Annotated in this window: 11 protein-coding genes, 1 tRNA gene and 1 pseudogene; 8 read left to right on the forward strand and 5 right to left on the reverse strand. The window is 55.1% G+C overall.

Annotation, left to right across the window (positions count from 1 at the left end; translation table 11 throughout):
• Positions 1 to 11: 11 nt before the first annotated feature.
• From ACZ5AM_RS06415 to ACZ5AM_RS06425, 3 genes are read right to left on the reverse strand one after another with little or no spacing between them, the layout of a single operon-like run.
• Positions 12 to 995 carry a PIN domain-containing protein gene (locus ACZ5AM_RS06415; protein WP_464914218.1) on the reverse strand — a complete coding sequence of 328 codons (984 nt, stop codon included), beginning with the start codon at positions 993 to 995 and terminating at the stop codon, positions 12 to 14.
• Entirely contained in the window at positions 985 to 1449 is a 465-nt protein-coding gene (locus ACZ5AM_RS06420; RefSeq protein WP_464914219.1) for a hypothetical protein, read from the reverse strand. The genes ACZ5AM_RS06415 and ACZ5AM_RS06420 overlap by 11 nt, the downstream gene beginning before the upstream one ends.
• A gap of 8 nt (positions 1450 to 1457) precedes the next feature.
• Positions 1458 to 1919, reverse strand: coding sequence for a DUF2284 domain-containing protein (locus ACZ5AM_RS06425; protein WP_464916024.1), 462 nt, complete (start codon positions 1917 to 1919; stop codon positions 1458 to 1460).
• Between the two features lie 216 nt (positions 1920 to 2135).
• Here ACZ5AM_RS06425 and tnpA point away from each other — a divergent pair, with 216 nt between their 5' ends.
• Together tnpA and ACZ5AM_RS06435 are read left to right on the forward strand one after the other, a co-directional pair.
• Positions 2136 to 2570, forward strand: coding sequence for an IS200/IS605 family transposase (tnpA, locus tag ACZ5AM_RS06430; RefSeq protein WP_464914220.1), 435 nt, complete (start codon positions 2136 to 2138; stop codon positions 2568 to 2570).
• A pseudogene (locus ACZ5AM_RS06435) lies at positions 2558 to 3865 on the forward strand (RNA-guided endonuclease InsQ/TnpB family protein); the annotation flags it as partial. The gene tnpA and the pseudogene ACZ5AM_RS06435, both read left to right, overlap by 13 nt.
• Before the next feature lie 5 nt (positions 3866 to 3870).
• Here ACZ5AM_RS06435 and ACZ5AM_RS06440 read toward each other — a convergent pair.
• Positions 3871 to 4548, reverse strand: a complete 678-nt coding sequence (locus tag ACZ5AM_RS06440) for an SDR family NAD(P)-dependent oxidoreductase (protein ID WP_464914221.1) — start codon at positions 4546 to 4548, stop codon at positions 3871 to 3873.
• A gap of 82 nt (positions 4549 to 4630) precedes the next feature.
• On the opposite strand from ACZ5AM_RS06440, the gene ACZ5AM_RS06445 reads away from it, so the two are divergent.
• The 5 genes from ACZ5AM_RS06445 (at position 4631) to ACZ5AM_RS06465 (ending at position 10567) form a co-directional block, all read left to right on the forward strand.
• Complete coding sequence (locus tag ACZ5AM_RS06445) at positions 4631 to 5179, forward strand: YbhB/YbcL family Raf kinase inhibitor-like protein (protein WP_464914222.1); 549 nt, start codon at positions 4631 to 4633, stop codon at positions 5177 to 5179.
• A gap of 75 nt (positions 5180 to 5254) precedes the next feature.
• On the forward strand, positions 5255 to 5998 hold the full coding sequence (locus ACZ5AM_RS06450; protein ID WP_464914223.1) for a class I SAM-dependent methyltransferase: 744 nt from the start codon (positions 5255 to 5257) through the stop codon (positions 5996 to 5998).
• A 106-nt stretch (positions 5999 to 6104) separates the two neighbouring features.
• Positions 6105 to 7250 carry an MFS transporter gene (locus ACZ5AM_RS06455; RefSeq protein ID WP_464914224.1) on the forward strand — a complete coding sequence of 382 codons (1146 nt, stop codon included), beginning with the start codon at positions 6105 to 6107 and terminating at the stop codon, positions 7248 to 7250.
• A gap of 4 nt (positions 7251 to 7254) precedes the next feature.
• Complete coding sequence (locus tag ACZ5AM_RS06460) at positions 7255 to 9921, forward strand: valine--tRNA ligase (RefSeq protein ID WP_464914225.1); 2667 nt, start codon at positions 7255 to 7257, stop codon at positions 9919 to 9921.
• A gap of 76 nt (positions 9922 to 9997) precedes the next feature.
• Complete coding sequence (locus ACZ5AM_RS06465) at positions 9998 to 10567, forward strand: hypothetical protein (protein WP_464914226.1); 570 nt, start codon at positions 9998 to 10000, stop codon at positions 10565 to 10567.
• A gap of 93 nt (positions 10568 to 10660) precedes the next feature.
• On the opposite strand, the gene trm10 is transcribed toward ACZ5AM_RS06465, so the two are convergent.
• Positions 10661 to 11773, reverse strand: a complete 1113-nt coding sequence (gene trm10, locus ACZ5AM_RS06470) for a tRNA (guanine(9)-/adenine(9)-N1)-methyltransferase (protein ID WP_464916025.1) — start codon at positions 11771 to 11773, stop codon at positions 10661 to 10663.
• Between the two features lie 92 nt (positions 11774 to 11865).
• On the opposite strand from trm10, the gene ACZ5AM_RS06475 reads away from it, so the two are divergent.
• Positions 11866 to 11943, forward strand: a tRNA-Glu gene (locus ACZ5AM_RS06475).
• Positions 11944 to 12202: the final 259 nt, after the last annotated feature.

A 12202-nucleotide genomic window follows, 5' to 3' on the forward strand; every position in this document is an offset into this window, starting at 1 on the left:
CCTCTGGATTCCTATCTTTCCATTATGCCAGTCAGCTTCCTGCAGAGGTTCAGGTGGAACTCGAACTCGCCCCTGAGTTCTCCGTCGCTGAATACAAGCTTCAGCTCGTTCAGCTTCCGCTTCCCCCCAAACTCCCCGTAGACGAGGGTTCCGTTGAGATCCACGAGGCCGAAAACGGCCGCGAGGTTGAAGATGAGCGTCCTGAGCTGATAAGCAGAGACCTCGTGGGTTCCGAGGGCCCTGGTCGGGTACTCGAAAAGGAAGTACTCGAGGCCCTCCATCCTGGCCACGTCCGTGACGGCTAGGTCCGCGGTGAGGAAGACGAGGAGAGACGGACTCATCTCGTCGAAGTGCTTCAGGGTCTTCACTATGACCTCGTCGTTGTTGTGGCCCTCGCCGTACCTCTCCGCAATGATTATCCTGTCCTTTAAGGCCTCGAACTCCTTGAGGGCAACGTAGGCCGCTTTCCTGGCCTTTTTCGTCCTCCTGTTGGCGAGCTCTCTCAGGAGGTGGCCGTTTTTAACGCTCCTCATGATCTCCGAGAGGTACTGGGAGCGGTACTTGTAGTTCATCGAGCTCTCGATCTCGTTCTTGACGTCCTCCGCGACCACGATGGGGTAGCCGTCGAGGGGGCGGTAGGAGGATATGAAGCGGTGGTAGAAGACGTTGGTGTCCGGGGCGAAGGCAACACCGCGCCTGAGAACTTTGTAGACCTCGAGCATGTGCTCGAACTCCTCGATGTTGTCGTACGTGATGATCCCCGAGGAGATGAAGGCCTCGTAGAAGTCGGAGTACGAGGGAAGCTCCGGATGTCTGGATTTAAAGTGGTGCCTGTCGGCGGTGGCTTTGACGAGATAGCCCCTTTCGGAAACTTCCGCTCGAAAAAGAGGGATACCGTAGACGGGGTAGCCGACTTCGAGCTTCCCCCTCTCCTGGAGAAGGTTAATCAGGATCTGGAGCTCGGGTTTCTCGATAACTACTTCCTCACTCCGCATTTTTCCCACCCAGGAAGTTCTTGAGCCTCTGCATGTGGAGGGGGAGCATCATGTAGGGCCTGTTGGGGAACGCAACGTCCAGGAGGGCCATGTAGAGGATCTCCCTCACGTTGGCCACCCTGCTCTGGATTATGGCTGCAGCTACCAAGGCTTTCCTGCCAGAGGTCATGTTGAGCACTACCTCTTCACCGTTGAAGCCCGAGAAAAGCTCCCCGAGGGTTCTCTCCGCCATTAGGAAATCGTCGTCGTTTATAAGCCGGGTTTCGATTTCCGGGCTTAAGCCGTACGCGGCTGAGATGGCTTTTATAGCCTCGACCACCTTTGGGATTGAGCCGGCGTAGCGCCTCTCGGTCACGACGTAGACCTTCCTGGGCCTCGATCCCCCCATAAGCGAGGCGTAGTACGTGTTCACGAGGGCCCAGGGGGTCCTGCCAAGCAGGGCGACGTGGATCATGCTACCACCTACTCGACCATTATCAACCCGTAGAGGACGCTCTCGGAGAAGTCTATATCAACGATGCTGGAAAGCTCTATCCCGACGGCGTCAACGCTCGGCCTGACCTTCTCGGGCATCCTGCAGGGCTCGCCCCTCTCAAAGGGACAGTCGTCGCAGAGGTTGCAGCTGCCGGGGAAGAGGGCCATCGCGTAGAGCTCCCCCTTCCTGAAGAGCTCGGCTTCCCTCCTGAGGAGCCAGAGGAGGATTTTCCTCTTTTCCTCCTCGAACCTCTCCATGTCCACCGAGAACTTCACTAAAAGGGCCTTCTTAAAGCTCCTGATCCATTCCCTGGCTTCCCTCCAGTCCGGGGCGTAGGGGGGACAGGAAGGTCTCTTCCCATACATAGGACAGGAGCGGCACTTCCAGACAGGTCTCGGTGAAACCACTATGCTCGAAGCGTCAACCTCTTTCTCCCACAGCACGTCCATCGGTATCAAAGGGAATATTGGAAGGAGGAGGTTAAAAGGTTATTCGGTTAGTCCATCAGCCTGCCGCCGTTGACGTCTATGAGCTCACCGGTTACATTTCTCTCTCGAAAGCCTCGCCCTTTAGGGCGGGGATGCAGTAATTCTAAAACCAGCCCTCAAACAGGAAGGCGAAAAACATTTAAGCAGTAATGCAGACAATACACTAAGGGATTCACAATGAAACCCGAATCACCAAGAATCAAGAGAACAAGGCACGCAAAACACTTCATAACCTATCACTTCATCTGGATACCAAAATACAGAAGGGATATCCTCACCGGAAAAGTCGCTGAAAGACTCAAAGAAATGCTCAAGGAATACTCGGAAGAAATCGGGTGTGAGGTTATTGCCCTCGAAGTAATGCCAGACCACGTTCACGTTTTCCTCCAAGCTAAACCCAACCTCTCGCCAGCCCAAATAGTGAACCACTTGAAGGGTAAGACAGCGAGAAAACTCCTCCAAGAATTTCCCGAACTGAGGAGTAAGACAACACACGGGAGACTCTGGTCACGCTCCTATTTTGTCGCCTCAGTCGGCTACATAACGGACGAGATCCTTAGGCACTACGTTGAAACTCAATGGGAGCGTGAGTTAAAACGAAGAGGACAGTAACGGTAAAACTCCAACCAAGCAAAGAGCAGGAGAAAACCCTCTTCAAGTTAGCCGACATTGGGGCTAAAGCTTGGAACCGAGTAAACTACCTCCGCAGGCAAGAATTTTTTGAAGGCAAACTAGTGGACTTCAACAAGACTGAAAAGATTGTTTATGAAGAGTTCAAGAAGGAAATCGGCTCGGCAACAGTCCAGCAGATTTGCAGGAAAAACGCTGAAGCTTGGCGCTCATTCTTCTCACTCTTAAAGAGCAAAAGAAACGGAGAACTACCAGAATGGCTTAAACCCAAACCACCGAACTACTTGAAGGACGATGGGAAGAGAAAACCCTTAATCGTCCTCAGAAACGACCAATACAAGATTGAAGGCAACAAGTTAATCCTCAAGGGGCTTGGAAAGTTCAAACGCTTGGAAGTCCAGTTTAAGGGTAGAATACACTTGAAAGGCAAGCAAGGAAGATTGGAAATAACTTATGACAATGTTAAGCGAAAATGGTATGCCCACGTTAGCATCACGGTGGAGGAGAAGCTAACCAATGGTGAATGGGTGAGGGTTCCGAGAGAGCCGTTGGACGACCTTTCAGCCGGCATTGACCTCGGAGTGAACAACTTAATGGCCGTTTACGTGGAAAACGGCGAAAGCTTTCTCGTGAATGGAAGACCGTTAAAAGCCATAGACTTCTACTTCCGAAGAGCCATCGCCGATTATCAGTCTAAGCTCAACAAGAGTGGGGCAAAAACGAGTAGAAAACTCAAGAGAATGCACGAGAAGGCTAAACTACAGGCGAGGCACTACATTAACACTGCCGTCAGGAGAACCGTCGAGAGGCTGTATCGCCTCGGAGTTTCGAGGATTGTCGTGGGTTACCCGAAGGGAATAGCCAGAGACTCTGACAGGGGTAAAAAGCAGAATTTCATTCTCTCTCACGTGTGGCGGTTCAACACGATGATTCAGCGCCTCAAGGAGGTCGCTGAGGAGTATGGTATCAAAGTTGTTGTCGTTGATGAGGCTTACACTTCGAAAACTTGCCCCGTCTGCGGGAAGCCCCACGAGGGGGCAAGGTTTGTTAGGGGTTTATTTAAGTGTCCCGTGGCGGGGATTATCTTTAATGCCGACTTGGTTGGAGCGTTTAACATTTTGAGAAAAGCAGTGAAAACCATAACCCCGAATCTGAGCGGGCTTTACGCTCAGAGGAGGGGTAATTGGCCGAAGACCGGGCCGGAGGGGTTGAAAACCCGCTTTGAGTTGGGCTTTAATGAGACCCCTCGAACCTCTCCGCCCTTAGCGAGGGGTTAAGCTCCTCACGGCGGGGAGGAGGTCAGGTGGTCGTTTTCAAGGAGAAAGATCACGGCGTGGGCTATCTCCCCCGTCAGGGAGAGCTTCCTCAGCTTTTCCTTTATCTCCGGGCCAATCAGTTCCGTGTCCACCGGGCCTGGCGCTACCGCGTTGACGAGTATATCCGGGGCAAGATGCCTCGCGAGGTTGAAGGTAAGCGCTATGAGGCCGCCCTTCGAGGCCGCGTAGTGCGGACCGACCGTTCCGCCGTCCTTCCCGGCTATGGAGGCTATGTTGACTATTTTACCCTTCTTCATGTGCCTAAGAACCTCCTGCGTCACTATGAAGGCCCCCTTGAGGTTTACGCCGAGAACAGCGTCCCAGTCCTCGTCGGTCACCTCCATAGGCTTCAGGGCCTTTCCCAGAATCCCGGCGTTGTTCACCAGTACGTCTATCCTCCCGAAGCGCTCGATTATTTTCTCCACCATTCGCCTGACTTCCTCTCGGTTGCTGACGTCCGCTTTGACGACGAGGGTTTCGACGCCGTATTGCCTGCACATCTCTTCGGTCTTTCTTGCCTCCTCCTCGCTGTGGGCGTAGTTTACGACGACGTTGGTTCCTCTCTTCGCAAGCTCAATCGCTACCACCCTTCCTATGCCCCGGGCGGAGCCGGTAACGAGGGCGACCTTCCCCCTGAGATCCATACCATCACCCCTGCGGGGAGTTTTCTCATTTGTGTTGGCCTTTTCCCAAAAAGCTTTTACGTTTAGACACATAGTTCTTGTCATGAGGTGGGTAATCTCAGTCGTTCTGGCGCTCTTAGTCCTAATTAGCGGTTGTATTTCGGAGGGAGGTGGAAAAATGGGTGCCAAGAGCCTTGAGGTGGGTTCCGTCTTCCACGACGGTGAGACGATACCCAAGGAGTACACCTGCGACGGCAACGACATAAACCCGCCGATTTACATAGGAAAGCTTCCAGAGGGCACGAAGAGCCTGGTGATTATTGTGGACGATCCGGACGCACCAGCCGGAACCTTCACCCACTGGATAGCGTGGGATATCCCACCAACGGGCGAGATCCCGATGGGAATACCCAAAAGGGGAGAGGTAAAGGAGCCCGTTCACGTAATCCAGGGAAGGAACGACTTTGGAAGGATAGGCTACAACGGCCCCTGCCCGCCGAGAGGAAAGCCACACCACTACCACTTCAAGGTCTACGCCCTCGACACCGAGCTTCACCTGAAGGCAGGCGCGGGTAGAAAAGACCTCGAAAAGGCGATGGAGGGGCACGTCCTCGCTTGGGGGGAGGTGGTCGGTCTCTACGAGCGAGGATGAGCTTTTTCATTTTTCATTGTTTGGTGGGGGCGAAACACGTTTAAATGAGCAGAACTTCATATTTTTGGTGGTGCCATGCACGAGCTCTACACGGTCCTGGCGGAGTACTACGACGCGATTTACAGGGGAAGGGCCGAGCGGATCGGGGAGGAGATAGACTTTGTCGAGGAGATTTTTAGGAAGGACACGGAGAGGGAAGTTAAGCGAGTCCTTGATCTCGCCTGCGGAACTGGAATCCCGACGCTCGAACTGGCGAGGCGCGGTTATGGCGTGGTTGGTCTCGACCTCCACGGGGAGATGCTGGCGATCGCGAGGAAGAAAGCCGAAGGAGAGGGGCTGAAAGTTGAGTTCGTCCAGGGCAATGCGCTTGAGATTGATTTTGAGGAAGAGTTCGACGCCGTGACGATGTTCTTCTCGTCCATCATGTATTTCGATGATTCTGCAATTCAAGAATTGTTTAATTCTGTAAAACGAGCCCTGAAACCGGGTGGAGTTTTCATCGCCGACTTCCCGTGCTGGTTCTACGGTGAAAGCTCTCTAGCGGTGTGGGACGAGCGGAAGGGCGATGAGCGGTTGGTCATAACAGACTGGCGCGAGGTGGAACCTGCGACGCAGAAGCTCCACTTCAAGAGGCTGGTTCAGATAATTCGGCCCGACGGGAGCGTCAGGGCGTTCGTGGTGGACGACGAGCTCAACATATACACGCCGAGGGAGATGCGGCTTTTGGCGGAGAGGCACTTCAGGAAGGTCAAAATCTACGGGAACCTCCACGAGCTGAGGCCCAACGACAGGAGGTACTGGCTGGTAGCAGTAAGGTAACCCCAAAATTTTTAAACCCATGTCCATCTTTATACCTGGGTGATGCCTATCGTCCATCGGAAACGGGGAGCGCGGTCTGAAATGGAGCTTTATAACGACGGCGTTAGTGAGTTCCCTCAGCCCGGCGGTTCTCGGGCCCTACCTGAGCCTTTGGCTTAAAAACATCGGGCTCGGCTTTTCTGAGATCGGCCTAGTTCAGAGCGTTTCGGAACTTGCACAGCTCCTCACGGACTTCCCGACCGGCGGAGTTGCCGACAGGTACGGCAGAATAAAGACGTACGCCCTCGGGAGTTCTCTCTTCGGGCTCGGACTGCTCGTGGTGGCCCTTTCGGGAGGCCTGATTGGGGCCATTCTGGGGGCGTCCCTTTCCGGCCTCGGGAGCGCACTCGTCAGCGGAACGATGGTTCCATGGCTCTACGATTCGTTGAAGGACAGAGAAGCCGTGAAGGCAATCCTCGGGAGGGTCAAAGAACTCTCGGGCCCGGTCAGATTTGTCGGCGGCTTCCTTGGGGGAGTGCTGGCAAACGTTGCCCCCAACCTCCCGGTGCTCGTTGCAGGAACCCTCTCGATCCTGTCCGGAGCTATGGCCTTGGTACTCCTGCCGGACAACAGGGGGGAGGCCGAGCTCGGCTACTCCGGAATACTGCGCAGGGGCCTAGCCGAGGTCATCGGAAACCGGGGCCTTCACCTGCTCCTGATTTCGTCGTTCCTGCTCAGCTTCCCGGCCAGGGCCTTCTTCACCTTCTGGATGCTCCTGCTGAAGGCACGGGGACTTCCGGCCAAATACCTCGGGCCCCTCTTCGCCCTGATGCTCCTCACAACGTCGGTGGGGGCTAGGCTATCGAGAAGACTCGACCCGACGCCCGAGACCCTGGCGTTGCTGACGGTCGCCCTTGGCCTTGAAATCCTGCTCCTCGGTTTGGCCCCCAACGTATGGACGAGCCTTACGCTGCTCTTCGCGGTAGAGGTCACGCTGGGGGCTAGGGGCCCACTAATGGCGGTGCTGAAAAACGACTTCATTCCGAGTGAGACCCGCTCCACCGTGAACTCGACGCTGAGCACCGTTGGAAGTGCCTTCATGGCAATTGCAAACACCGCCATAGGTGCCCTGGCCGGAAACCTCGGCCTTGAGTTGGCCTACGTCTTGGCCGGCTCCCTCGGCCTGCTGTCGGCCTTCCCCATCTGGAGATTAACCTTTTTAAGCGCCCCCGCTGAAGGGGGTAACATCACTGAAAAACCCAACGGAGGATGATAGGATGCTCCCGAAGAACTACGACCCCAACGAGATTGAGCCCAAGTGGCAGAAGTTCTGGCTCGATGAGAAGATCTACAAGTACGAGCTCGACGAGAAGAGGCCGAGCTACGCGATAGACACCCCGCCGCCGTTCACGAGCGGAACGCTCCACCTCGGCCACGTGCTCAGCCACACCTGGATCGACATAATCGCGCGCTACAAGAGGATGACCGGCTACAACGTGCTCTTCCCTCAGGGCTTCGACAACCACGGGCTCCCGACCGAGCTCAAGGTCGAGAAGGAGTTCGGGATAAGCAAGGATGAACCGGAAAAGTTCCTGCAGAAGTGTATCGAGTGGACCTGGCAGGCCATTGAGGCGATGCGCAACCAGTTCATCCGCATAGGCTACTCAGCCGACTGGGACCTCGAGTACCACACGATGGACGACTGGTACAAAGCTGCCGTCCAGAAGTCCCTCCTCGAGTTCTACAAGAAGGGCATGCTCTACCGCTCCGAGCACCCGGTCTACTGGTGCCCGCGCTGTAGGACGAGTTTGGCAAAGGCTGAAGTTGGTTACGTCGAGGAGGACGGCTTCCTCTACTACATTAAGCTCCCGCTCGCCGACGGTTCCGGCCACGTCCCGATAGCCACCACCAGGCCCGAGCTCATGCCCGCATGTGTTGCGGTCTTCGTCCACCCCGAGGACGAGCGCTATAAAGACGTAGTCGGCAAGAAGGTGAAGCTCCCGATATTTGAAAGGGAAGTGCCCGTTATAGCAGATGAGGACGTTGACCCCACCTTTGGAACCGGAGCTGTCTATAACTGTACCTACGGTGACGAGCAGGACGTCGTCTGGCAGAAGCGCTACAACCTGCCAGTGATCATAGCGATCAACGAGGACGGAACGATGAACGAGAGGGCCGGGCCATACAAGGGTCTCAAGACTGAGGAGGCGAGGAAGAAAATCGCCGAAGATCTGGAGAAGATGGGCCTCCTCTATAAGAAGGAGAAGATAAAGCACAGGGTTTTGAGGCACACCGAGAGGAGCTCCTGTATGGCCCCGATTGAGCTCCTGCCCAAGAAGCAGTGGTTCATCAAGGTCAAGGACTTCACGGACGAGATCGTTAAGGTGGCGGAGGGGATAAACTGGTACCCGAGCGACATGTTCTTGAGACTAAAGGACTGGGCCGAGTCAATGGACTGGGACTGGGTCATAAGCAGGCAGCGCGTCTTTGGAACGCCCATCCCGTTCTGGGTCTGCAAGAACGGTGAGATAATCCTGCCCAACGAGGAGGACCTGCCCGTTGACCCACGCTTCGACAAGCCGCCGAGGAAGTGCTCCGACGGCAGCGACCCGGAGCCGGTGACCGATGTTCTCGACTGCTGGGTCGACTCAAGTCTGACAGCCCTGATCATAAGCAGGTGGCACGACGCGATAAAGGGCGACGAGGAAGGAAAGCGCTGGTTCGAGCACAACTTCCCGACCGCTCTGAGGCCGCAGGGAACGGACATCATCAGGACGTGGGCGTTCTACACGATATTCAGGACATGGGTTCTCACCGGAGAGAAGCCCTGGGACGACATCCTCATCAACGGTATGGTCGCCGGGCCGGACGGAAGGAAGATGAGCAAGAGCTACGGCAACGTGGTTGCACCGGACGAGGTCATTCCGAAGTACGGGGCGGATGCTCTTAGGCTCTGGACTGCCTTAGCGCCGCCCGGAGAGGACCACCCGTTCAAGTGGGAGACGGTTGACTACAACTACCGCTTCCTCCAGAAGGTCTGGAACATCTACCGCTTCGCCGAGAGGCACCTTGAGGACTTCGACCCCGCTAAAGCGCCAGCCGAGCTCGAGCCCCTCGACCGCTGGATCCTCAGCAGGCTCCACAGGCTCATAAAGTTCGCCACCGAGGAGATGGAGAAGTACCGCTTCAACCTGCTCACGAGGGAGCTCATGACCTTCGTCTGGCACGAGGTTGCGGATGACTACATCGAGATGATCAAGTACCGCCTCTACGGCGACGACGAGGAGAGCAAGCTCAAGGCCAAGGCGGCGCTCTACGAGCTGCTCTACAACGTGATGCTCCTCCTCGCTCCGTTCGCCCCGCACATCACCGAGGAGCTCTACCACCACATGTTCAAGGAGCGCGTTGGGGCCAAGAGCGTGCACCTCCTTGACTGGCCGAAGTACGACGAGGCGAAGATAGACGAGGAGGCAGAGAAGCTCGGCGAGCTCGCCAGGGAGATAGTCGGCGTCATGAGGCGCTACAAGAACAACCACGGCCTCGCTTTGAACGCGAAGCTCAAGCACGTGGCAATATACGCCACGGACAGCTACGAGAAGCTCAAGGCCATAGAGAGGGACATAGCAGGAACCATGAACATCGAGAGGCTTGAGATTATCAAAGGAGAGCCGGAACTCGAAGAGCGCATCATCGAGATAAAGCCGAACTTCAGAACGGTCGGGCCGAAATACGGAAAGCTCGTGCCCAAGATAACCGCCTACCTCAAGGAGAACGCGGAAGAGGTCGCAAAGGCCCTCAAGGAGAGCGGAAAGGTCGAGTTCGAGGCCGACGGCCAGAAGGTCGAGCTGACCAAGGACGACATCGTGCTCAGGAAGGCGGTGTTCAGCGAGGGCGAGGAGGTAGAGACCGCGGTCGTTGGAGATGCGGTCGTTCTCTTCTTCTGAAGAAACTACTTTTTATCCATTTTCTGCTAAAAAACTGAATCTCGTAACTCTTTTAAAGCACCGGATTTTTTAACCGATGGGTGGTGGAATGGGCAAGTGTCTCGTGTACTACGTGGGGGACACAAAAAAGCCCGAAGAGTGGGTGCCGCTCTCTCAGGAACTTAAATCAATGGGTATTAGGCCCGTCCAGTTACACACTCCGGAGAATACGGCCGAAGTTCTCAAGGATCTCTGCGAGAAAAAAGGAAGTGCAGTTGTCGTGAACCTGCTCGGGGAATTCTACGCGGTTCCAAACGGGCAAATTCAAGAGAGCAGTAAGGGCAAGGATCCCGGAGACGTTAAGCTCACGACAGTAAAGGATCTGATCGTGAAGAGGATGAAAAGCAGGGTTGAAGAAATCATCATCACCAACGAGAAGGGTTTTGAGAACTTTGCCAGAGATCTTTTTGAGGGCAAGATCAAAATTTCACTGCCGTGGTGGAAAAAGGCGTTGATGGTCATCGGGGCAGTGGTTGCAATCGCAGCCCTCCTGACTTACTTTGGAATTGACCTCCCAGAGCTTTCGGGAACTCAGAGATTTGCCTTGAAAGTTGCGATACTCATACTAATACTGTTCGAAGGACGGAGACGGGGATACCGCAAATGAGATTTTGCAGCTTGTGGTAGGGAATTTCCATTTTTGGATCTCTTTTGCCGCAACTTGCCGGAAATAAGGAAGGTCCGAGAACAACAGAGAACATCAGCAGTTGTAGCACAGCATCGCGGCCTTCTTGAGGAGCAGAACGCGGTAGAGCTTGCCGTTGATTATTCTCGCGTTTGATATCTTGTTGAGGTGGTGTATCCTTCTTCTCTCCAAGGCTATGAGGTTAAGCTCCCTGAGCACCTTCACGAAGTCCTCCCAGCGGATTTTGAGCCATTGGGAGTATTCATCGAAAAGCTCCTTCTCCACGACGCGGTAGGTTCTTCCATCCACCTTGTAGCGGACTGCGTGCTTCGGAAGCTCCTTTCTGAGGCGCCAGCGGGCGTGGAGCGGCTCCTGCATCTCGTAAACCGCCTCGTCCATGCTCTTCCCTTCCACCATCATCTTGAGGAGTATCCCGAGAATGCGGTTTATCCTGTCCGGGACGCCGACGACGTCGCCCCTGAGGACTATCTTCCTCCTGCGTACCCTTATTCCGGCCCTCTCAAGCTCCTCGCCGATCTTCGGCGTGGTCTTCTTTTTGGTTCCGCCGGTGTCGACGATTCCGCCGATTATGAATGCCTTAACGTCGAAGTCCTTCTCACTCAGAACCTCCTCTGCCCAGGGGTCTAGGAGGACGACCTCGTCTATTTCCTTCTCAGCCAGAAACTCCGCGGTTGGGCCTTCGTAGGCCGTTATTCTGTCCAGAGGGCCGTTGAACATCCGCCTGAACTCCTCATTGGCCCAGGTGACGGCGAGCTCTTTTCCGGTGAAGTAGTCCCTCAGGAGGCCGTAGCTTTGGGTGACCTGAAGGCAGATCTTGCCCTTCTCTTTCTGGGTGTGCCTGTCCCAGTGGTAGAGGTCGATTATGAAGTAGGGCCAGTCGGGGAGCCTTGAGCGGAGCTCGTCGGGGGTGAGAACCGGCTCGAACTTCTCCATCATGCAGAGCGGGGCGTAGGCGTAGTGGGAGCCCTCGACGCGCTTTCCGTCGAGATCCCAGGCCACCGCGGTCTTCTCCGGAACCCTGAAGATCGCCCCCTTCCCGTGGACTATCTCTATCGCTATGTCCTGGAGCTTGTTCCTCGACTTCCTAAACCTCTTCGAGAGGGTTCCAATGCTCTCTATGCCCTTCTCCCCGAGTGCTTCCCTGAATACGTCGGCGAGCGTCATCATGGCCATCGGTTGTGCCTTGGGAGAGGGGTTAAAAAGGTTGCTGGGCGGGTTATACGAAAGATTTTTAAACGCTCGCCCTTCCCTAATATCGAGCCCCGGTGGTGTAGCCCGGTCAAACATGCGGGCCTTTCGAGCCCGCGCCCCGGGTTCAAATCCCGGCCGGGGCACCATAAGAAACTTTGCCTTCGCAAAGTTTCATCAAAGTCCGTAGCTCTTCTTGAAAACGCATTTACTAGCAGAGTTCTGTAACTCAAAAACCTTTACTCTAAGCAGGAACCTTCCACAAGCTATGCCCAGGCGGTTTACACTAAAAAGACGTCCAAAGGGCGTTAAGAGAAAGGGAAACGGGTCTTAACATCGGGATTTTGAGTTAAATTCGCTGGGAACCTGCAATTTCTGAGGACATGCAAACTCATTCCATATAGTGGT

It is taken from the genome of Thermococcus fumicolans, assembly GCF_055386755.1.